We start from the raw sequence: 19,946 nt of genomic DNA on the forward strand, positions 1-19,946 counted from the left end.
ACTCCGGGCCCATGCAAAGCGCTTACCCGGACCCCACCCCCGAAGGGGGCAGGAACACGCACACGGTTGAGATCGGTGTTGTGCCAGAAACAACACAACCCCCACCCGAATCCTTTACGCTTCTTCCCGATTGGCTGTGGCGCAACCGGTTGACTCCAACCCTGCGACGCAGCAACCCGTCATGCCTGATGACCATAGCGAGTCGGTCCCACCCCTTCCCATCCCGAACAGGACCGTGAAACGACTCCACGCCGATGATAGTGCGGATTGCCCGTGTGAAAGTAGGTAATCGTCAGGCTCCTCCCCAGTCAGAAACCCCACCCGCCGCGGTGGGGTTTTTGCGTTTACACGGCCCAAATCAACAGCAACATGCTCGACCGAGCACGAACAATAAGCGTGGCCGGACGCCGTTGCCAGCCACTGCCAAAAGTAGCCTGTTGATCGACGCTTAGAGGTGGGCGCGCAAATTCGGACAGTCGGATAAGTGGAACGCTCGGGGCCTGAGCCGGCGATAATGCCGACAAAGGAACCAGGAAGATAGAGGTGGCCTCGCTTGTTCGGACAGGTTCTCGATATTTTTAAGTGGAACGTCCGGGGCAGTCATGCTGCCAATTTGATCGCAGGCAGTGTTGCGAAGTATGCCTCATCCGGCGTGCGGTCTTCCAGACTCGAATGAGGCCGTCTCTGGTTGTACAAGCCGTCAACACAACGCCCATATCGGCGAATCAAAGGAGGTTCTCTACCGCTGGCACCCGTGGTACGGGCACACGGTATGGATTTTCACCACGATAGAGAGGAAGAACGCCGAGTCAGTGCTGCGCTGTGGGCGAGAGCCGTTCGACACGGCGGGCTTGCTGGAGGTGCCGCAATGGATGTTCGATCCCGTTGCCTGCTGTCGCATTACCTCGGCAACGTCTCCCGCCGTCAGCTGTGAAGCATTGAGGGAACTGAAGTACCTGTTGGCGCAGGCGCCTGCTGCCACGCCGCGCGGTATGGTACAAGCCGAGCACCATCCTTTGCTCCGTACAGGAGGTGCTGATGCGACGCCAGACAAACCCCCAACCGGGCGGTCAACTCGACCTGTTCCGTCTCTTTCCGAAGACACCACAATGGGAGCACCTGCCGCAAGAGGTCCGGCAGCAGACGGTGCGTTTGCTGGCGCAGCTGCTGCGGCAACACCGTCGCGGGCTGCTCGCCGCCGTACACGAGCCGGAGGTGCGCGATGAGTGACAAGATTCGGGCGCAGCATCTGGCGCGCAAGGCCATGCTGTACGTGCGCCAGTCGTCGGCCTACCAGGTCAGCCACAATCTGGAGAGCCAGAAGCTGCAGTATGCGATGCAGGATCGTCTGCATCAGTTGGGCTGGAACGAGATCGAGGTGATCGACGAGGATCTGGGACGCTCTGCGGCCGGAACGCAAACGCGCACGGGCTTCGAACGGATGGTCGCAGAGGTCTGTCTTGGGCACGTCGGCGCAGTTGCCGCTCGCGAGGTTTCACGATTCGCGCGCAACAGTCGCGAGTGGCAGCAACTGGTTGAGGTGTGCCGCGTCGTCGACACGGTGCTCGTCGATCAGGAGACCGTCTACTCACCGCGGCAGAGCAACGATCGTTTGCTGCTCGGCTTGAAGGGCAGCCTGAACGAATACGAGCTGGATCTGTTGCGTCAGCGTTCGCTCGAAGCTCGTCGGGAGAAGGCCAAACGCGGCGAACTCATTGTCGCGGCGCCGGTGGGTTACTGCAAGACCGAAGACCAGCGCCTGGAGAAGGATCCGGATTTGCGCGTGCAGGACGCCATCCGCTCAGTATTCCGCCAGTTCGGCGCGATTGGTTCGGTGCGTCAGACGTTGTTATGGTTCCTGGAGCACGGCCTGCAGTTGCCGGCATGCATGCCGCGCGGCGAAATCCAATGGAAACGGCCGAGCTACGGCACGGTGTACCGGATCCTGACCAACCCGATCTACGGTGGCACGTATGCCTATGGCAAAACCGAATGCGCGATCCATTACGAGGCTGGGGAACCACGCAAACGTGATCGCCGCAAACCACGGGATCAGTGGCTTGCGCTCATTCCGAATGCCCACGAAGGGTACGTTGACTGGGACGAATTCGAACGGATCCAGTGTGCCATTAGCGGCAACCTGCGTCTGGCCGGACACGCTGGCGCCCCGAAGAACGGTGAGGCCCTGCTGGCGGGACTATTGCGCTGCAGGCGCTGCGCGAGCAAGCTGACGCTACACTACACGGGTAACAGGCACGACGCCTTGCGCTATAGCTGTCATCGCGGCTGGATGGACAAGGGGCAACCGCGTTGTATTGCGTTCGGTGGCACACGCGCGGACGCGGCCATCGCCGAGGCGGTCTTGCAGGTCGTTCAACCGGCGGCAATTGAGGCAGCAATCGTGGCGCGCGAAGAAGAGACCCTGAAGCAGGACGAAGTGCTGGCCGCGTTGCAGCGGGATCTTCAGGCTGCACGCTACGCCGCGCAACGCGCGCAGAAACAGTACGATGCTGCTGACCCCGAGAACCGGCTCGTCGCCGACGAACTGGAGCGGCGCTGGAATCATGCGCTACTACGCGTAGAGGAACTGGAATCGCGTATCGAGCAACAGTCGCGCACATCCGGCCAGATACCGCCTACCCAGCCAGAGGAGTTTGCCGATCTTGCCACTGCATTGGAATCGATCTGGCCGCAGGCCGACGCCCGCCTGAAGAAGCGCATAGTGCGCACCCTGATCCACGAAGTCGTCGTTGACGTTGACGACGCAACGAGCGAAATCGTGCTCGTCATTCACTGGAAGGGCGGAGTACATACCGAGATTCGCGTGCCGCGGCGGCGCCGCGGAGAGAACACTACGCATACGTCACGTGAAGCAATTGATGCCGTGCGCCAGCTTGTCCGTATCTGTCCGGATCTGGTGATCGCCGGCGTACTCAATCGCAATGACCTGCGAACCGGCCGGGGTAACTTCTGGACCCAGGAGCGAGTCACCGCGTTGCGCAGCCACCATCAGATCCCGGTCTATTCGAGCGAACGACGTGCTGCTGAAGGATGGATGACGTTGACCGAGGCATCGGCGTTCATCGGTGTGAGCCTCGGAACGCTCAGGCTCGCAGTTGAGCGCAACAAGATCCCAGCCGAACATCCGTTACCCGACGGGCCATGGATCTTCAATCGCAATTCGCTGACCGGGGACGCAGTTACCGAACTCGTCGGACGGGCTCGCGCACGGCGTGGACACCCCACAATACCAACGACACAACAGGGCTCTCTAGATTTATCAACAACATAGCGAGGTTGGGCAGTATGAAACGCACTTGTACAGATTGATGTAATCGCCGATTGAGCGCCGGGCGTGGCCTACCGATTCATAGGCTTTCAGATACACCTCTTCATATTTCACGCTTCGCCACACGCGCTCGACGAACACGTTGTCTCGCCAGGCACCTTTGCCGTCCATCGACAGGCGGATGCCCCGGCTGAGCACGGCCTCGGTGAACGCTATCGCGGTGAACTGGCTGCCCTGGTCGGTATTGACGATCTCAGGTTGCCCGTACTTCGCGAACGCTTCTTCCAACGCCTCGACAGCGTGCATCGCCTCCATCGTGATCGCTACGCGGTGGGCCAGTACCTTCCGGCTGGCCCAGTCCACCACGGCGGTCAGATACACGAAGCCGCGCGCCATCGGGATATAACTGGTATCCAGTGCCCAGACCTGGTTTGCCCGACTGATCGTCATGCCCCGTAGCAGATACGGCCAGATCTTGTGCTGCGCATTGCGTCGGCTCGTATTCGGCTTGCAATACAGCGCCTCGATACCCATGCGCTTCATCAGCGTGCGCACGTGCCGACGGCCAATCTCGTGTGCCTCGCGACGCAGCAGTCGCGCCAGCATCCGCGCTCCGGCAAACGGAAACTCCATGTGCAGTTCGTCGATCCGGCGCATCAGCAACTGGTCTGCGTTGCTCACCGGTTGCGCCCGGTAATACACGCTCGATCTTGCGATACCAACGAGTCGCGCCTGCTGCGAGACCGGCAATGCGTGCGTACGATCGATCATCGCTTTGCGCTCAGCAATCCCGCCTTGTTGAGCGCGCCGCTTAAAAAATCGTTCTCCAGCGTGAGCTGGCCGATCTTCGCATGTAGCTCCTTCAAATCGACTTGCGGCTCGCTCGACGCCGTGCCGCCTGCGCCAAACACGTCGGCGGCACGTTCCTGCAACTGCCGCTTCCATTCGGTGATCTGGTTCGGGTGCACATCGAACTGCTGCGCCAGTTCGGCTAGCGTCCGCTCGCCCTTGACCGCCGCCATCGCCACTTTCGCTTTGAACGCGGCTGAGTGCGTCCGTCGGGTTCTCTTCGTCATCTTCCTGGTTCCTTTGTCGGCATTATCGCCGGCTCAGGCCCCGAGCGTTCCACTTATCCGACTGTCCGAATTTGCGCGCCCACCTCTCAATCCCTGCGAAAATTCCATTCGCCCGTTTGTCGTCGCACGCAAAAGCTTCCTGTTTGCCGATACAGTTGCTGGCGCACATGCGAGTGCGAATCTTTATTCGCTGGTCGAGTCAGCAAAAGCCAACGGCATCGACCCGTACTGCTACCTCACCTGGCTGTTCCAACGTCTGCCACTGGCGAAGACCGTCGACGACTACGACGCGCTGTTGCCGTGGAAGATGCCCGCCAATCTCCGCTGACCCTTCTCCCGGCCACACAATTTACGCCTCAGAGCACCTCTGAGTGGCGTCGTTCGTGGACCGCATACCGTTTGAGCAGGCGAACCAACATGCGTGCACCGGCAAACGGCAACTCCAGATGCAATTCATCGAGCCGCCGCATCAGCTTCTGATCGGCCTCGCTGACCGGGTGCGGCTGGTAGTAGGCGCTTGAACGGGCAATGCCCACCAGCCGCACCTGCCGGCTCACCGGCAATGCGTGCTCGCGATCAATCATCGCTTTACGCTCAGCAATCCCGCCTTGCCGAGCGCGCTTTCCAAGAAATGATGGCCTTGCGGAGTGAACCCCGAGTCAGCGCTCGATCGATAATCGGATGTCCCTCGCAACCAGGCAGAGGCCGTCATGGACGAAGTCAAGCTTTACGTTGGGCTCGATGTTCACAAGGACTCGATGCGAGTGCACGCGCACACTCCCGCGATGATCCCTAATTCGTCGGTACTACGGGCTACAGCGTCATTTCCCTGACCAAAGCTCTTTCGAGGCTTGGCAAACCATCGGAACTGAGCATCTGCCATGAAGCGGGGCCCTGCGGCTACGGACTCGTGCGAGCGTTGCGCAAACAAGGCTATCACTGCGAAGTCGTTGCTCCGTCTCGGGTCGCCCGGCGGCCGGCCGACAGAATCAAGACTGACCGTCGTGACGCGTTACTGCTAGCCAGACTCCACTGGGCTGGCGAGCTGGTGTCGGTTGCGGTTCCCGAGCCCCAGGATGAAGCCATCCGCGATCTGGTTCGTGCACGCGAGGATGCCGTGAACGATCAGCGCAGAGTGCGACCGAGGCTTAAATCATTCCTGCTTCGTCATGGTCATTCCTATACCGGCACGCGCTGGGGGCCGAAGCACGAGCTCTTCCTCTCAAAGATAAAGTTCGAGGATTCCGCGCAGCATATCGTCTTCACCGAGTACCGGATGGCGGTGCGCTTTGCCACCGAGCTCGTCGAGCGCCTCACGCAATCTCTGCGCGCCCACGCCGAAACCTGGCGGTGGCTGCCAATGGTTAAAGGCCTGATGACGCTACGCAGTATTGATTACATCTCTGCGCTCACGATCGTCGCTGAACTCGGCGATTTACGTCGATTCCCACACCCACGCGAATTCATGGGCTACCTTGGTCTCGTGCCATCGGAGCACTCCAGCGGAAACTCGAAGCAACGAGGAAAGTTGACCAAGACGGGCAACACGCACGTGCGCAGGATACTCGTCGAGGCAGCATGGAACTACCGGTTGCCGGCGAGAATCGGTGAATCACTTCAGCCTCGCCTGGAAGGACAACTCCAGCACATCATCGACATCGCCTGGAAAGCACATCTTCGGCTCTGCCACAGATTCCGCCGGCTTCGGGTGCGAGGCCTTCACCAGAACAAGACGTGTGCGGCCATCGCTCGTGAACTATGTGGATTCATCTGGGACATCGGAACGCGACTGCAGCCGGCCTGAACACTCCAGCAAGTTCTCCACCCCGCTATTTTAGTCAGGAGTCACTATCGCAGAATCTGTATTTTCCACCTGATCGGTAACGCGGCACCGGGCGCGATGAGGCGAACCCTCGGGATTCTTTTGTGAGCACGCGACTGCGTGATCTCCGTTTCCAAGAGCGAGGCAGCCCCGTGGCGGAAAGATGAAATGCGGTAACCAGCCCGCGGATATGAGCTTGATCCATCGTCGACAAACAGCCCGTGTACCGCGTTACCCATCAGGTCGGATACGTTGACGTTCGAGATCGCGCCAGCGAGAGCGGCGCTTGTCGTGCTTGCAAAAACAGGCCATATGAAAAATCGTTCTCCAGAGTCAATTGCCCGATCTTCGCGTGCAACACTTTCACATCGACCGGGGGCTCGGCCGATGTCTGGCCCGTCTCGAACACTTCGGCAACACGCTCCTGCAGTTGCTTCTTCCAGTCCGTGATCCGGTTTGGATGCACATCAAACTGCTGGCCCAGCTCGGCCAGCGTCTTGTCGCCCTTGAGCGCCGCGAGTGCCACCTTTGCCTTCAACGCCGGTGAGTGTGTCCGTCGGTTGCGTTTTGAACCGGCCCGGGATTTCCGGAGGCTCCACTTCTTGAGAAAATGGAGCTATGGAAAACACCAAGAAGAAGTCCCCAAGGTACTCGCCGGAAGCTCGTGAGCGGGCTGTGCGAATGGTGCTGGAACACCAGGGCGACCGCGAATCGCAATGGAAAGTGATCGCGTCGATCGCAGCGAAATTTGGCTGCTCGGGTGAAACGCTGCGTAGCTGGGTGCGCAAGGAAGAGCGGGATCGGGGTTTGCGCCCGGGCACAAGCACGCAGGAGCAGGATCGGCTCAAGGAACTGGAGCGGGAGAACCGTGAGCTGCGCCAGGTTAATGAAATCCTGCGCAAGGCGTCAGCATATTTCGCACAGGCGGAGCTCGACCGCCGACCGAAGTGATGATCACGTTCATCGATGATCACCGGCACGTCTACGGGGTCGAGCCGATCTGCAGGGTGCTGCCAATTGCCCCGTCGACGTACTACACGCATGTGGCCCGCCGCGTCAATCCAGGCCTGGTGCCGCCGCGGGCCCAGCGCGACAGGATGCTCAAGGATGAGATCCGGCGCGTGTGGGAAGAAAATTTCCAGGTGTATGGCGCAGACAAGGTCTGGACGCAATTGAAGCGGGAAGGCATTGTCGCGGCGCGCTGCACGGTCGAGCGGCTGATGAAGCAGATGGGCCTGCGCGGTGTGGTGCGGGGCAAGACGGTACGCACGACAGTGAGCGATGGTTCGACGCCGTGCCCGAAGGATCTCGTGAACCGGCAATTCACGGCCGAACGGCCCAATGCGCTGTGGGTGTCAGATTTTACCTATGTATCGAGCTGGCAGGGCTTCGTCTATGTCGCGTTCATCATTGACGTGTTCGCCCGACGCATTGTCGGCTGGCGTGTGTCGAGCTCGGCGCGCACGGACTTCGTTCTGGACGCACTGGAGCAGGCCTTGTACGAGCGACAGCCGGCGCAGCAGGACGGGTTGATACATCACAGCGACCGCGGCGTGCAATACGTATCGATCCGCTATACGGATCGGCTGGTCGAGGCTGGCATTGAGCCGTCAGTGGGCAGCGTGGGCGACTCCTACGATAACGCACTGGCGGAAACGATCAACGGCTTGTACAAGGCAGAGGTGATCCATCGCCTCGGACCGTGGCGCAATCCGCAGGCCGTTGAAATTGCGACGCTCGAATGGGTCGACTGGTTCAACAATCGTCGGCTCTTCGGCCCCATCGGCAACATTCCACCTGCTGAGGCAGAAGCCGCTTATTATTCAAAACTCGCTGGGTCCGCCATCGCGGCGTGACTCAAGCAAAACAGCCTCCGGGAAACCCCTCAGGATTACCCATAAGTCGCTCGCGACTGTGCGATTGAAGGGCGATGGCTTGTAAACGGTGACGACCGATGTTAACTTTGATCCGGTTCGTGATCTGTGATGTCGGGCATTGTCGGACACATCTGACCTTGATGATTGGGCAAATGAAGAGTTTGGCGCCGCCGAGCTCGGCGACGCTCGCCTGACCAGACGGCTCGTGACGCTGGCACGCAAGCTTTCGTTGGGCCCACATTGCTCTTTTCCGCAGTCGTTCAATGGTTCGGAGCTGAAGGCGGCATATCGTTTTTTCGACAACCCGCACGTGGATGTCGATGGCGTGCTGGGTGGGCACATCGGTCAAACGCTGTGTCGGATGCAACAGGTGCCAGTCGTCCTTGCTGTTCAGGACACCACCGAGTTCAATTTGTCTCATCTGCGGGCAACCGAAGGTCTGGGATATGGCTCCGATCCACATGTGCGTGGTTTCCTGATACACAGTCTGCTTGCGCTCACGCCAGAGGGGCTGCCACTCGGGGTGATCGGGATGAAGACCTGGATACGCAGGCACGAGGAGTTGGGCAAGAAACATCTGCGTGGGCAACGAACCGTACAACAGAAAGAGAGCGCGAAATGGCTCGAAGGCATCGAGCAACTGGGCGTACTCAAGACGCACTGTCCGTGCACGCATGTCATCGGCGTGAGCGACCGTGAAGGCGATGTCTATGACGTGTTCCTGGCGCAGCGGCCTGCCGGTGTCGACTGGTTGGTGCGCGCGTCGTGGAACCGACGCGTTGCTCACCCCGATCGATATTTGTGGGAAACCGTGCTGGCCTCGCCAGTGCTTGGAGAGGCGCAACTGCAGGTGCCTGCACGCGAAAACCGCCAGGCACGCACCGCACGGCTGGTTGTGCGCTGCATGCCCGTACGCCTTCGTCCGCCGCAAAATCGTCGTCGCGAGAAGCTTCCCGAAATTGAAGTGTTTGCAATTCATGCACAGGAAACGAACTTGGACGAAGGAGCAGAGCCATTGGAATGGCTTCTACTGACTTCGGTGCCTACGCAAACACACGCAGAGGCCCTCGAGCGTCTTGCATGGTATGCGCGCCGATGGACGATTGAATCGTGGCATCGTGTGCTTAAAAGTGGCTGTCGCATTGAAGCCCGCCAATTTGGCAATCTCGATCGATTCGTCCGCGCCACCGCATTGTTCGCCGTCGTAAGCTGGAGGATCCTGTACTCCATGTTGCTTGCCAGGCTTGATGGCAACCTGCCATGCGAAGTATTGCTGCAGCCAATCGAGTGGCGAGCCCTCTACTGTCGTACGCATGGCAGTACCGAAATACCTGATAAACCGCCGTCACTCGCGCAGGTCATCTTGTGGATCGCCAGACTCGGCGGATATCTCGCTCGAAAGCATGATCGTCCACCTGGTCCTACCGTCATCTGGCGTGGATTTCTTGTCCTGCACGAAATCACGATGATGTACCGAATATTCAGGCAAAACGAATAGCACCATCACATTACTTGTGGGTAATCCTGAGGGGAAACCCGGGGCGGTTCATTTCGTCATCTTCTGGTTCCTTGTGGCCGGCCATTATGACCGACTCACGTCCCAGCTTTTCCACTTACCGACCTGTCCGAATTCTCGGCGCCACTTCTCTGGCCAACGTGCGGCCGCAATCATGAGCCTCATCCGCCCAGCGCAACTCAACGGTCACGAACCCCACGCATATTTGAAAGACATCGGGACACGGCCGCCCACCCACAGGGCAAGCGACATCGCCGCATTGCTGCCACATAACTGGCAACCTCTTACCGCTGTCGCCTGATTCACCGTTCGTCAACGTGGGTTCGCCAGCCGCTTACCGCACGCACGCAAGGTGCCGGATCATACGGAAGTTGCCTGTCCCTGCCACGGAAACGCGGCCAGCACCTGCCGCATCGCCATATCGAAGGGCGTGCGTCGGCCGATTCCGAGTACCTCTAAACGGCTCGATGCCAGATGACAGTTGTGCGGGCGCGGCGTCGCGTCGGTTGGTGTGCGCTGGGGCGTCAGACGCGCGTCGAGTTGCAACGCTTCTGCCAGGCGCACGGCGATCTCGTACTTGTTCATCGGTTCGTCGCCCGACCATTGCACGATGCCAGAGACCGTTTCGCCGCGCGCGTGCCGCTCGAGCATCTGTCGGATCACGAAAGCGACATCGGGCGTGAACGTAGGATAGCGGATCGCCCAAGCGTCCATCTTGGCAGCCTGGGCCCCCGGCGCCGCCGCCGCTGCAATCGCCGGCACGAGGCTAGTCACGGCCGATTCCGACCAACTGACGATCGGACCATATAGCAGCGGCAGACGCAGCACGCATCCGCCCTCGGCCGTGTCGGTCAGCGCTCGCTCGCCTTCGAGCTTGCTCTGTCCGTACGCGTTCAGTGGCGCAGGTGTGCTGTCGTGACGATAGGGCGGGTGCGTGCCGTCGAACACGTAGTCAGTCGAGATCGACAGTGTCCACGCGCCGTGTCGGTTCGCCGCCCCGGCGATCATTCGCACGGCATCGACGTTCAGCGCGCGAGCAAGCGCCGGATCGCGCTCGCATACATCGGGACGGCGCTCCGCCGCGGCAATCACGACGGCATCAGGCGCTACGCGGTCGATGAAACGCTCGACCGCAACGCTATCGCGAACATCCAACGCGACCATTCGCGGGAACGTTCGGCTATATGCGGTGGAGACGGTCTTCCAGCCGGTCTGGCGCGCGAGTTCGTCGTTGAGCGCGCGGCCGAGCAATCCGGAACCACCTATTACGGCAACCTTGAACATGCGCGGCACCCTCAGCGCACAGACGTGACCATGTATCCGGCCTCGTCAATCGCGGCCTTCAGCGCATCGACGGGTTGCGCCGACTCCACGAGCACGCGGCCGGTCGCGAGATCCACCTGAACCTGCGCGGCGGCGTCGTGCTCGCGAATCGCGCTCGTGACAGCGGCAACACAGTGCTGGCAGCTCATGCCTTCTACATGGAGTTCGATTGTCATTGCAAAGACCTCGGCGGAATCAGATTGCGGATAGTCGAATTATGCCTGCCGTACCTTGTTTGGGTAGCTGACCTTCCCACCATGGGAAGGTGTAGGATCGATTGGAGTTCAGCCGCAACCTTGGGGAAACAGTCATGAACATAGGCGAAGCGGCCCGCGTATCGGGCGTTACGGCAAAAATGATCCGCTACTACGAAAGTGTCGGCCTATTGACTGCGAAGGCGCGCACGAGTGCCGGTTATCGCGTGTATGGCCCGCAGGAAGTGCATTCCTTGCGCTTTATTCGCCAGGCTCGCCGGCTCGGATTTCTGGTCGAGGATATCCGGCGGCTGCTTGCTCTATGGCACGACCGCTCGCGTGCAAGTGCCGAAGTAAAGCGGATCGCGCTCGAACATGTCGCCGAACTCGATCGCCGCATCGCCGAACTGACGGACATGCGCGACACTCTCGCGCATCTGGCCGATCATTGCCATGGTGATGACCGGCCAGATTGTCCGATTATCGAGCGACTGGCGGACACCGATCTTGTATCTGGACAAGGTTGCCGTCCGCTTTAGCGGCTGATCGAAGTGCAACCCAGCCTGCCGATTCTAAGGTCGAGCGATTCATGCACCGAAAGTGCGCATAAAAATTGCGAAAATGACGTCCACTTAAAGGACGCCTGGACGAATCCCAATAAAATCAGGAACTGCCTTGCACCTTTCCAGTGCGCTATTCCAAATCGGAATGCACACCATGCGGGCATTTCACTGTTCAGGTTGCACCTCGAGGCTATAATACGGGTTAACCCTTTTGCGGGAAATCCCTGACGTCAAATCACCGGGGATTTGATCTGATCCTTGGAGAACAACATGTTTGCATTCATTCTTGAGAAGCTCAGCACCTGGTTCGAAACCGCGGAACGTAGCCGTCGTGAGGCATATCTCGCCTCGTCGTCGGATATCGTTCAGCTCGAACAGCGCATCCGTTCACTCGAAACCACCGGCTATTCGCTGTAAGTTTCCGCTTTGAGTTTGACCTGGCGGCGCCTGCTTTTGCGCGGCCGTGCAGTACCAATGTCGAGCCCCGTCAAAGCGGGGCTTTGTCGTATCTGGGCATCGAAATCCGCGTGTGCCTTCGACGTTTTTTTCGAGTGAACGGCGCAAGAAGGCTGCTGATGGCGAATATCGACTAGCTTCGTAACGCGGCCCGCGGTAATGTAGGGCGTTTTTCGCGCAAGACGGCATTCATAACCAATCGGGCTGTCCATGTCCTCCGTCCGTTCGCTGCAAACTTTCCGAGCCGTGATGGCTGCCGCCGCCATGGCGACGCTCGCCGCCCTCTGCGTCGCGTCGGACGCATTCGCGGTGTCCGATAACGGGCGTCCCCCCGTGATCCTCGATACGCTCGGCGGCGTCAATAATGGCCAGAGCGGTACCGTACTGCTGAGCTCGCCGCCTGCGCCGGAGCCGATCGTCGCCGCGCCGCCGATCGCGGCACCGGTCGAGCTGGCTCCGGAATCGTCGCCGACGTTCGTGGTCGCGCCGTATATCCAATTGCCGGCGGGTGGTGGCGCGCCGCCGCGGCCGATGCCTCAAGCGGTGACCCTTCCGCAATAGGTACCGACGGAGAGATCGTCGGCGGTGCTTCTGCACGGTCCCGTTTTTCCCCCATACGCCAGCTTGCCTCGCACCCGACAATCTCATTCGGGTTTGGGCGCATGGCGTCCGTGAAACCGTCCGACGACAATCGTTGCGCGCCTCGCCGCCGTGAGCTTCGATCTCGGCATGTGCGCCTGCGTCACTGCTTCGAACGGAAAACACAACAAGGAGACGTCACCATGCTCAATCAATGGATGCAGCGTGCGACGCGCGCCTGCGTGATGCTGCTCGCACTGGCTGCGTTGCCCGGCGCTGGGTTCGCGAAGGACACGCCGGAAATGCCGACACTGACGATGGCCGTCGGCGGCCTACCAGGCCTCTACTATCTGCCGGTCCTCGCCGCACAGCAGCTCGGCTACTTCAAGGACGAAGGCCTGAACGTCACGCTCGAAGATTTCGCGGGCGGCTCGAAAGCGCTCGAAGCAGTGGTGGGCGGCAGCGCCGAAGTCGGCGCGGGCGCGTTCGAGCACACGTTGTTCATGCAGGCGAAGGGTCAGCACTATCGCGCGTTCGTGTTGATGGGCCGCGCACCGCAGATCGTGATCGGCGTGGTGAAGTCGAAGGCCGATCAGATCAAGTCGCTCGCGGACTTCAAAGGCGCGAAGGTCGGCGTGAGCGCACCGGGTTCGTCGACGGATCTCGTGCTCACCGTTGCGTTGCGCAAGGCCGGCGTGCAGCGCAGCGACATTTCGGCGATCGGCGTCGGCAGCGGCGCGACGGTGCTGGCCGCGGTGGGCAGTGGGCAGATCGACGCGCTGTCCAATGTCGATCCAATGATGACCAAGCTCACGCGTAGCGGCGCCATCAAGGTGCTTGTCGATACGCGCACGGTGAAAGGCACGCAGGAGGTGTTCGGCGGCATGATGCCCGCGGCGACGCTTTACGCGGCCGAAAGCTTCATCCAGAAAAATCCGAAGACAACGCAGGCGCTGACCAACGCGATCGTGCGTGCGAATCATTGGCTGCAGACTGCGAGCGACGCGGATCTGCTGAAGATGGTGCCGCAAGCCTATCTATTGGGCGACCCGACGCTCTATCTCGACGCCTTTCACAACGTGCGCGACGCGTATTCGCCGGACGGACTGATGCCCGCTGATGGCCCGGCGACGTCGCTGCGCGCGTTGTCGTCGTTCGATAGCCGGCTCGATCCGAAGAAGATCGATCTGAGTGCTACCTATACGAACCAGTTCGCGAGCAAGGCGGCCGCGCAGTTCAAGTGAGCGTATGCGGAGATCGGGTTGCGCAGGTGACGGGGAACCGCGCGCGGCACGCTCACGCGCCGCTCATCACGTTCAATTGCCGCGATATTCGACCTTGAACGTCGCAGCCTTGTCCTCGCCGAGCGTTTTGACGAGCCATGGCATCTGATCCTTCAGCGTCTTGGCGAGCGTATACGGCGGATTCAGGATGAACATGCCGCTACCGAACAGCCCATAGCCGTCTTCCGGCGGATTGCTGACGGTCAGGCTGACGTGCAGCCAGTTGTCCTTCTGCAACTGCTTCAGTTGATCGGGAAAGCGCTGCGACTCAGGGCGCTTGACCTGCGGATACCAGACCGCATACGTGCCGGTCGGAAACCGCTTCAGACTTTCCTCGACACAGCGCAGCGTGCGCCCGTAATCGCGCTTGTCTTCATACGACGGGTCGAGCAGGATCAGCGCGCGGCGCGGCGCGGGCGGCAACAGCGTGAGAATCCCGTCGAAGCCGTCGCCCGCATACAGCATTGCGCGTCGGCCCGCGTCGCGAAAATTGTGGCGCAGCACGTCGATTTCGGTGCTGTGCAATTCGAAGAGCCGCATACGATCCTGCGCGCGCAGTTGTCGCCACGCAAGATATGGCGAGCCCGGATAAAAATGCAACTGGCCATCGGCGTTGAGCGCGCTGACTTCATCGACGTATTCGGCGAACAGCGGCGGGAGATCGTTGCGGCCCCACAGTTTCGCAATACCCGTCTCGAACTCGCCGGTCTTCGTCGCGTAGCCTTCCTTCAACGAGTAAACGCCGGCGCCCGCGTGCGTGTCGATATACCAGTAGGCCTTGTCCTTCTGGCCAAGGTAGCGCAGGAGCTGCAACACGACGGCGTGTTTCAGAACGTCGGCGTGATTGCCGGCATGAAAGGCGTGGCGGTAGCTGAGCATGATGAGAGGACGCTGAGAGAGCGCAGGCTGGCCCGAAGGAGCCGGCGACGCGCGGTCGCGTATTGTACGCGACCGCGCGTGCCCGGTTAGCCACCCGGTGCGTGGCGCTGCGCGCGCGATTACTCGTGCGCGTCGCCGATGATCTCCTCGATCCGCTGCTTTATCTCCGGTGTGATGCGCTCGGCCACCTCGGCGGACTGCATGTTTTCGCCGATCTGTTCGACCCGCGAGGCGCCGGTGATCACCGTGCTGACATTCGGATTCTTCAGAATCCACGCGATCGCGAGCTGACCGACCGTGCAGCCGAGCTCGTCGGCGACCGCGCCGAGCTGGCCGACCACGTTGTTCCGGGTCGGGTCCGTGAGCTGCTGACGCAGCCAGTCATAGCCCTGCAACTGCGCGCGACTGTCGGTTGGCACGCCGTCACGATATTTGCCGGTGAGCAGACCCGATGCGAGTGGGCTCCACGTGGTCAGGCCGAGGCCGATGTCCTCGTAGAGCCGTTTGTATTCCTGCTCGACGCGTTTGCGGTGAAACAGGTTGTATTGCGGCTGCTCCATGACCGGCTTGTGCAGATGATGCCGCTCGGCGATTTCATAGGCGGCGCGAATCTCGTCGGCGCTCCATTCCGAGGTGCCCCAATAGAGCGCCTTGCCGCGCGCGATCATGTCGCTCATTGCCCACACCGTTTCCTCGACCGGCGTGTTCGGGTCCGGACGATGACAGAACACGAGATCCACATAGTCGAGCTGCAGGCGCTTCAGCGACGCGTCGATCGCGTTCATCAGGTACTTGCGGTTCAGCGTGTGGTACTGGTTCGGCGCTTCGTTGAGTCCCCAGAAGAATTTCGTCGACACGACGTAGCTCACGCGCGGCCACGCGAGCTCCTTCAACGCATGGCCCATGATCTCCTCGGATTTGCCGCCCGCGTAGACTTCGGCGTTGTCGAAGAAATTGACGCCCGCGTCACGCGCCGCGGCAAGCGATTCGCGCGCGGCGCGGTGATCCACCTGGTTGCCGTACGTGACCCATGAGCCGATGGACAACTCGCTCACTTGCAGGCCCGAGCGGCCCAGACGTCGATAATTCATGCATGTCTCCTGGTTGGTGATGCTACGGGAATGGAGCCCGGATTCAGCCCGAAAGCGTCCAGTTTAAAGAGATACGGTTCGATGTGCGTTTTACCTATGTCGTTCACAGGGTTCATGCACAATAGCAAAGTCGGCCGCCGCGCTGCATCCGCCGAACGGTCTATACCGTTTGGCCGACTTCTCGCCGCGCGCGGTCTCGTGGTCTCATTGCTCATCAACTGCATGGAGGTTCTGGATGTCGTCTCTGAACTCGAATCTGAACGGCAAGGTTGCCGTCGTCACTGGCGCCGCGAGCGGCATCGGCAAACAGATCGCGTTGACTCTGTCGGCCGCGGGTGCTGCGGTCGCGATCGCCGACCTGAACCAGGACGGCGCGAACGCCGTGGCTGAAGAAATCAGAAAGGGCGGCGGTAAGGCAATCGGCGTGGCAATGGACGTGACGAACGAAGAGGCCGTCAACCAGGGGATCGACAAGGTCGCCGAGGAATTCGGTTCGATCGACATTCTCGTTTCCAACGCCGGCATCCAGATCGTCAATCCGATCGAAAACTATTCGTTCCCGGACTGGAAGAAGATGCAGGCCATTCACGTGGACGGCGCGTTCCTGACCACCAAGGCCGCGCTCAAGCACATGTACAAGGACAATCGCGGCGGCGTCGTGATTTACATGGGCTCGGTCCACTCGCATGTCGCCTCGCCGCTGAAGTCGGCGTACGTGACCGCGAAGCACGCTCTGCTGGGCCTGTCGCGCGTGCTTGCCAAGGAGGGCGCTGCGCATAACGTGCGTTCGCACGTCGTGTGTCCGGGCTTCGTGCGCACGCCGCTCGTCGACAAGCAGATTCCCGAGCAGGCGAAAGAATTCGGCATCAGCGAAGAGGAAGTGATCAAGCGCGTGATGCTGGGCGGTACCGTCGACGGTATCTTCACGACGGTCGAAGACGTCGCGCAGACCGTGCTGTTCCTGTCGACATTCCCGAGCGCGGCGCTGACCGGCCAGTCGTTCGTCGTGAGCCACGGCTGGTACATGCACTAAGGGGCGGCCCATGGCGCAACGCAATCTGAAGCGGGCGCGGGTGGGCGTGTCGGGCGACGGGGAGGGCGCGGGTCCGTCGGTCGCCGCCCGCCCGCGCCGGCATCTCCGGTTGCCCAACTACGAAACCGTCGCGCTGATGCTGCAAGGCGGCGGCGCGCTCGGCGCCTATCAGGCCGGCGTCTTTCAGGGACTTTACGAAGCCGGCATCGAACCGAACTGGATCGCGGGCATCTCGATCGGTGCACTGAATACGGCGATCATTGCGGGCAATCCACCGGAACGACGCGTCGAGCGTCTGCTGCAATTCTGGGAGACGATTTGCCAGCCGGCGTTCGGGGTGCCCTTGCCGGCTCCGATCGAACACCTGCTGTGCAATTCGAGCGAAGCGGTGCGCAAGGCATTTACGGCAGCGCAGGCAATGAGCGCGATCGTCGAAGGGCAAAAGGGCTTTTTCGTGCCGCGTTTCCCACCGCCGTTGCCCACTGTGTCCGGTCCGCCGCAATTGGCGAGCTACTACGACACCACGCCGCTGAAGGCCACGCTTGAGTCGCTGTGTGATTTCGACCGGATTAATTCCGGCGAAATACGCGTGTCGGTGGGCGCGGTGAATTGCGGCACGGGCAATTTCGCGTACTTCGACAATACCCACACCACGCTCAGGCCCGAGCATTTCATAGCGTCTGGCGCGTTGCCGCCGGGCTTCGCGGCCGTCGAGATCGACGGTCAGTTCTACTGGGACGGCGGCCTGATGTCGAATACGCCGCTCTACGAGGTGCTCCAGTCCACGCCGCGTCGCGACACGCTCGCGTTTCAGGTCGACCTATGGAGTGCGATCGGGCCGGTGCCGGACAACCTCACCGACGTGCAGGGCCGCATGAAAGACATCCAGTATTCGAGCCGTACGCGTCTCGTGACCGACATGCTGCAGCGCTCGCAGCGTTTCCGCCACGTACTGCGCGAGGTGCTGGACCGTGTGCCAGAAGACCAACGCGACGATCCGTGGTGCAAGCTGGCCGAAGATCTGTCGTGTTCAAAGCGCTACAACGTGATTCATCTGATCTACCGGCACAAGGAATACGAAGGACACTACAAGGACTTTCAATTCGGTCTGTCGACGATGCGCGAGCATTGGCGAAGCGGTCTCGAAGATATTCTCCGTTCTCTCGAGCAGCCCGACTGGCTCGATATGCCGGAAAACGATGCCGGGTTCGTCACGCACGATATTCATCGGGATTCGCGCTGATTCCTCGCGGAGAGCCCCGACGCTGCGCCAACCAAGGCCGAACCGTCAGAAAATAAAAATGGCGCCCTTTCAGAAAAGGGCGCCGTTTTTACAGGCGGTGGCAGCGGCGAACCTGCTGCACTTGCACGGCAAACCTCTGCGCTGTGAATCGCCTTACTTCAGCACGTGAGCAATTGCGGTGGCGACGACGTCGAGGTTGCGTGTATTGAGCGCAGCCACGCAGATGCGGCCCGTGCTGACCGCATAGATACCGAACTCTTCGCGCAGACGGTCCACTTGCGGTGCCGTCAGACCCGAGTACGAGAACATGCCGCGCTGTGCGTTCACGAAGCTGAAGTCACGATCAACGCCGCTTGCCTTCAGACGCTCGACGAGACCATTGCGCATCGCGCGGATGCGGTCGCGCATTTCGCCCAGTTCGCTTTCCCACGTCGCGCGCAGTTCCGGCGATGCGAGCACGGCCGCGACCACCGAGCCGCCGTGCGTCGGCGGGTTCGAGTAGTTGGTGCGGATCACGCGTTTCAGTTGCGACAGCACGCGCGCCGCTTCTTCCTTGCTCGCGGTGATGATCGACAGTGCGCCGACGCGCTCGCCGTACAGCGAGAACGACTTCGAGAACGACGAAGACACGAACACGTTCAGTTCCTGCGCCGCGAACAGACGCACGGCTGCCGCGTCCGCTTCGATGTTGTCGCCGAAGCCCTGGTAGGCGATATCGAGGAACGGCACGAGGTTGCGCGCCTTGACGACCTCGACGACCTGCTTCCACTGCTCGACGCTCAGGTCGACGCCGGTCGGGTTATGGCAGCACGCGTGCAGCACGACGATCGTGCCCGCCTCATAGCTGTTCAGCGCGCTCAACATGCCATCGAAGTTCACGCCGTGCGTCTGCGCGTCATAGTACGGATACGATTCGACGACGAAGCCCGCGCCTTCGAACAGCGCGCGGTGATTTTCCCAGCTCGGATCGCTGATCGCGACCTTGCTATTCGGATTCACGCGCTTCAGGAAGTCCGCGCCGATCTTCAGCGCGCCCGTGCCGCCCAGCGCCTGCGCCGTGACGACGCGGGCGGCCGCGATCAGCGGCGAGTCGTTGCCGAGCAGCAGCTTTTGCACGGCGGCATCGTAAGCGGCGATACCTTCGATCGGCAGATAGCCACGCGGCAGCGCGGCTTCGACGCGGGCCTTTTCCGCCTCGCGCACGGCGCGCAGCAGCGGAATCTTGCCTTCTTCATTGAAGTACACGCCAACGCCGAGGTTGACCTTGGTGGCGCGCGTATCGGCGTTGAAAGCTTCGTTCAGGCCCAGAATCGGGTCGCGGGGAGCAAGTTCGACGGCGGAGAACAGAGACATGATGGGTGGGCAGCAGTAGTGAAAAGAGGGCGGCTTCGCGCGCGAGCGGCCTCATCTGGGGCGTCTGCGGCGTTTCGCGGGTGGGCGTGAGTTCGACGAAACGCGAAAATCGGGGGCGTCCTATGGACAGCGGCGAGCGAGCGCAACTTCGCATTGTAACGAATCCGGGCGCTTTTTTCGGACGACCAGACGGGCAAGAGGCGATCATTTGCTTGAAAAACAAGCACTGGAGAGCCACGTGGCAGTAAGGAATTCGAGCGGGCGTGGCGATGTCGACGGCGCGAACAGGCCGAGGTGCGCTGTCCATTGGCGCTGACTGCGCCGCGATGACGCGTGGCGTGGAGGACACAGCCCGGCATGGGAGTTCGC

General features: G+C 61.0%; 16 protein-coding genes, 1 rRNA gene, 6 pseudogenes and 1 other annotated feature. Of the genes and pseudogenes, 14 read left to right on the forward strand and 9 right to left on the reverse strand.

What is annotated here, in order from left to right; all coding sequences use genetic code 11:
- The first annotated feature begins 184 nt into the window (after positions 1 to 184).
- From rrf to OKW41_RS26560, 3 genes are all read left to right on the forward strand, one after another.
- Positions 185 to 298: ribosomal RNA gene (rrf, locus tag OKW41_RS26550) — 5S ribosomal RNA — on the forward strand.
- A 740-nt stretch (positions 299 to 1,038) separates the two neighbouring features.
- On the forward strand, positions 1,039 to 1,230 hold the full coding sequence (locus OKW41_RS26555) for a hypothetical protein (protein WP_187639681.1): 192 nt from the start codon (positions 1,039 to 1,041) through the stop codon (positions 1,228 to 1,230).
- On the forward strand, positions 1,223 to 3,292 hold the full coding sequence (locus OKW41_RS26560; protein WP_429574478.1) for a recombinase family protein: 2,070 nt from the start codon (positions 1,223 to 1,225) through the stop codon (positions 3,290 to 3,292). The genes OKW41_RS26555 and OKW41_RS26560 overlap by 8 nt, the downstream gene beginning before the upstream one ends.
- A 27-nt stretch (positions 3,293 to 3,319) precedes the next feature.
- Here OKW41_RS26560 and OKW41_RS26565 read toward each other — a convergent pair.
- Positions 3,320 to 4,365: pseudogene (locus OKW41_RS26565) on the reverse strand (IS3 family transposase); the annotation flags it as partial.
- 88 nt (positions 4,366 to 4,453) lie between these two features.
- Here OKW41_RS26565 and OKW41_RS26570 point away from each other — a divergent pair.
- Positions 4,454 to 4,693 (forward strand): annotated as a pseudogene (locus OKW41_RS26570) (transposase domain-containing protein); the annotation flags it as partial.
- A gap of 70 nt (positions 4,694 to 4,763) precedes the next feature.
- Here OKW41_RS26570 and OKW41_RS26575 read toward each other — a convergent pair.
- A pseudogene (locus tag OKW41_RS26575) lies at positions 4,764 to 4,997 on the reverse strand (IS3 family transposase); the annotation flags it as partial.
- A gap of 78 nt (positions 4,998 to 5,075) precedes the next feature.
- Here OKW41_RS26575 and OKW41_RS26580 point away from each other — a divergent pair.
- Positions 5,076 to 6,169: pseudogene (locus OKW41_RS26580) on the forward strand (IS110 family transposase).
- A gap of 334 nt (positions 6,170 to 6,503) precedes the next feature.
- Here OKW41_RS26580 and OKW41_RS26585 read toward each other — a convergent pair.
- Positions 6,504 to 6,758: pseudogene (locus tag OKW41_RS26585) on the reverse strand (transposase); the annotation flags it as partial.
- 47 nt (positions 6,759 to 6,805) lie between these two features.
- Between OKW41_RS26585 and OKW41_RS26590 the strand changes: the two are divergent.
- From OKW41_RS26590 to OKW41_RS26600, 3 genes and pseudogenes are all read left to right on the forward strand, one after another.
- Positions 6,806 to 8,043, forward strand: a protein-coding gene (locus OKW41_RS26590) for an IS3 family transposase (RefSeq protein WP_429574479.1) whose coding sequence is annotated in 2 segments (ribosomal slippage) — positions 6,806 to 7,109 and positions 7,109 to 8,043 — 1,239 coding nt in all. Because the reading frame shifts where the segments join, the coding sequence is not laid out codon by codon here.
- Positions 7,096 to 7,212: a sequence feature (AL1L pseudoknot), on the forward strand. (Overlaps the previous gene by 117 nt.)
- A gap of 139 nt (positions 8,044 to 8,182) precedes the next feature.
- On the forward strand, positions 8,183 to 9,562 hold the full coding sequence (locus OKW41_RS26595) for an IS4 family transposase (protein WP_429443705.1): 1,380 nt from the start codon (positions 8,183 to 8,185) through the stop codon (positions 9,560 to 9,562).
- Between the two features lie 148 nt (positions 9,563 to 9,710).
- A pseudogene (locus OKW41_RS26600) lies at positions 9,711 to 9,881 on the forward strand (transposase domain-containing protein); the annotation flags it as partial.
- 59 nt (positions 9,882 to 9,940) lie between these two features.
- Here OKW41_RS26600 and OKW41_RS26605 read toward each other — a convergent pair.
- Together OKW41_RS26605 and OKW41_RS26610 are read right to left on the reverse strand one after the other, a co-directional pair.
- Complete coding sequence (locus OKW41_RS26605; RefSeq protein WP_429574480.1) at positions 9,941 to 10,864, reverse strand: dTDP-4-dehydrorhamnose reductase family protein; 924 nt, start codon at positions 10,862 to 10,864, stop codon at positions 9,941 to 9,943.
- A gap of 11 nt (positions 10,865 to 10,875) precedes the next feature.
- Positions 10,876 to 11,079, reverse strand: coding sequence for a heavy-metal-associated domain-containing protein (locus OKW41_RS26610; RefSeq protein ID WP_429574481.1), 204 nt, complete (start codon positions 11,077 to 11,079; stop codon positions 10,876 to 10,878).
- 134 nt (positions 11,080 to 11,213) lie between these two features.
- Here OKW41_RS26610 and cueR point away from each other — a divergent pair, with 134 nt between their 5' ends.
- Entirely contained in the window at positions 11,214 to 11,636 is a 423-nt protein-coding gene (gene cueR, locus OKW41_RS26615) for a Cu(I)-responsive transcriptional regulator (protein WP_018418651.1), read from the forward strand.
- 294 nt (positions 11,637 to 11,930) lie between these two features.
- Entirely contained in the window at positions 11,931 to 12,077 is a 147-nt protein-coding gene (locus OKW41_RS26620) for a DUF3563 family protein (RefSeq protein WP_429454292.1), read from the forward strand.
- Here the strand turns inward: OKW41_RS26620 and OKW41_RS26625 are convergent.
- Positions 12,065 to 12,328, reverse strand: a complete 264-nt coding sequence (locus OKW41_RS26625) for a hypothetical protein (protein WP_429574482.1) — start codon at positions 12,326 to 12,328, stop codon at positions 12,065 to 12,067. The genes OKW41_RS26620 and OKW41_RS26625 overlap by 13 nt on opposite strands.
- A gap of 37 nt (positions 12,329 to 12,365) precedes the next feature.
- Between OKW41_RS26625 and OKW41_RS26630 the strand changes: the two genes are divergently transcribed.
- Positions 12,366 to 12,677, forward strand: a complete 312-nt coding sequence (locus tag OKW41_RS26630) for a hypothetical protein (RefSeq protein ID WP_429574483.1) — start codon at positions 12,366 to 12,368, stop codon at positions 12,675 to 12,677.
- Positions 12,678 to 12,898: 221 nt separating this feature from the next.
- Positions 12,899 to 13,939 (forward strand): ABC transporter substrate-binding protein, encoded by a 1,041-nt coding sequence (locus tag OKW41_RS26635; RefSeq protein WP_429361808.1) that lies wholly within the window; start codon positions 12,899 to 12,901, stop codon positions 13,937 to 13,939.
- Between the two features lie 72 nt (positions 13,940 to 14,011).
- Here OKW41_RS26635 and OKW41_RS26640 read toward each other — a convergent pair whose 3' ends face one another.
- Together OKW41_RS26640 and OKW41_RS26645 are read right to left on the reverse strand one after the other, a co-directional pair.
- Positions 14,012 to 14,857 (reverse strand): 23S rRNA (adenine(2030)-N(6))-methyltransferase RlmJ, encoded by an 846-nt coding sequence (locus OKW41_RS26640; protein ID WP_184032566.1) that lies wholly within the window; start codon positions 14,855 to 14,857, stop codon positions 14,012 to 14,014.
- Between the two features lie 119 nt (positions 14,858 to 14,976).
- Entirely contained in the window at positions 14,977 to 15,948 is a 972-nt protein-coding gene (locus OKW41_RS26645) for a potassium channel beta subunit family protein (RefSeq protein ID WP_429574484.1), read from the reverse strand.
- 235 nt (positions 15,949 to 16,183) lie between these two features.
- Between OKW41_RS26645 and OKW41_RS26650 the strand changes: the two genes are divergently transcribed.
- Together OKW41_RS26650 and OKW41_RS26655 are read left to right on the forward strand one after the other, a co-directional pair.
- On the forward strand, positions 16,184 to 16,981 hold the full coding sequence (locus tag OKW41_RS26650; protein WP_429574485.1) for a 3-hydroxybutyrate dehydrogenase: 798 nt from the start codon (positions 16,184 to 16,186) through the stop codon (positions 16,979 to 16,981).
- A 10-nt stretch (positions 16,982 to 16,991) separates the two neighbouring features.
- The gene (locus tag OKW41_RS26655) at positions 16,992 to 18,224 is read left to right on the forward strand and encodes a patatin-like phospholipase family protein (protein WP_429574486.1); all 1,233 of its coding nucleotides are present in this window, start codon (positions 16,992 to 16,994) and stop codon (positions 18,222 to 18,224) included.
- 153 nt (positions 18,225 to 18,377) lie between these two features.
- Here OKW41_RS26655 and OKW41_RS26660 read toward each other — a convergent pair whose 3' ends face one another.
- Positions 18,378 to 19,577: an amino acid aminotransferase gene (locus OKW41_RS26660; protein ID WP_429574487.1), complete on the reverse strand. Its 1,200-nt coding sequence runs from the start codon at positions 19,575 to 19,577 to the stop codon at positions 18,378 to 18,380.
- Between the last annotated feature and the right edge of the window lie 369 nt (positions 19,578 to 19,946).

Origin of the sequence: Paraburkholderia sp. UCT70, assembly GCF_050434085.1 — a bacterium.
Classification (GTDB): Bacteria; Pseudomonadota; Gammaproteobacteria; order Burkholderiales; family Burkholderiaceae; genus Paraburkholderia; species Paraburkholderia tuberum.

What these genes read in the sequence shown, in the direction of transcription:
- OKW41_RS26555 (WP_187639681.1), top strand. Translation starts at nt 1,039, where the DNA reads ATGCGACGCCAGACAAACCCCCAACCGGGCGGTCAACTCGACCTGTTC.
- OKW41_RS26560 (WP_429574478.1), top strand. Translation starts at nt 1,223, where the DNA reads ATGAGTGACAAGATTCGGGCGCAGCATCTGGCGCGCAAGGCCATGCTG.
- OKW41_RS26605 (WP_429574480.1), bottom strand. Translation starts at nt 10,864, where the DNA reads ATGTTCAAGGTTGCCGTAATAGGTGGTTCCGGATTGCTCGGCCGCGCG.
- OKW41_RS26610 (WP_429574481.1), bottom strand. Translation starts at nt 11,079, where the DNA reads ATGACAATCGAACTCCATGTAGAAGGCATGAGCTGCCAGCACTGTGTT.
- cueR (WP_018418651.1), top strand. Translation starts at nt 11,214, where the DNA reads ATGAACATAGGCGAAGCGGCCCGCGTATCGGGCGTTACGGCAAAAATG.
- OKW41_RS26620 (WP_429454292.1), top strand. Translation starts at nt 11,931, where the DNA reads ATGTTTGCATTCATTCTTGAGAAGCTCAGCACCTGGTTCGAAACCGCG.
- OKW41_RS26625 (WP_429574482.1), bottom strand. Translation starts at nt 12,328, where the DNA reads ATGGACAGCCCGATTGGTTATGAATGCCGTCTTGCGCGAAAAACGCCC.
- OKW41_RS26630 (WP_429574483.1), top strand. Translation starts at nt 12,366, where the DNA reads ATGGCTGCCGCCGCCATGGCGACGCTCGCCGCCCTCTGCGTCGCGTCG.
- OKW41_RS26635 (WP_429361808.1), top strand. Translation starts at nt 12,899, where the DNA reads ATGCTCAATCAATGGATGCAGCGTGCGACGCGCGCCTGCGTGATGCTG.
- OKW41_RS26640 (WP_184032566.1), bottom strand. Translation starts at nt 14,857, where the DNA reads ATGCTCAGCTACCGCCACGCCTTTCATGCCGGCAATCACGCCGACGTT.
- OKW41_RS26645 (WP_429574484.1), bottom strand. Translation starts at nt 15,948, where the DNA reads ATGAATTATCGACGTCTGGGCCGCTCGGGCCTGCAAGTGAGCGAGTTG.
- OKW41_RS26650 (WP_429574485.1), top strand. Translation starts at nt 16,184, where the DNA reads ATGTCGTCTCTGAACTCGAATCTGAACGGCAAGGTTGCCGTCGTCACT.
- OKW41_RS26655 (WP_429574486.1), top strand. Translation starts at nt 16,992, where the DNA reads ATGGCGCAACGCAATCTGAAGCGGGCGCGGGTGGGCGTGTCGGGCGAC.
- OKW41_RS26660 (WP_429574487.1), bottom strand. Translation starts at nt 19,577, where the DNA reads ATGTCTCTGTTCTCCGCCGTCGAACTTGCTCCCCGCGACCCGATTCTG.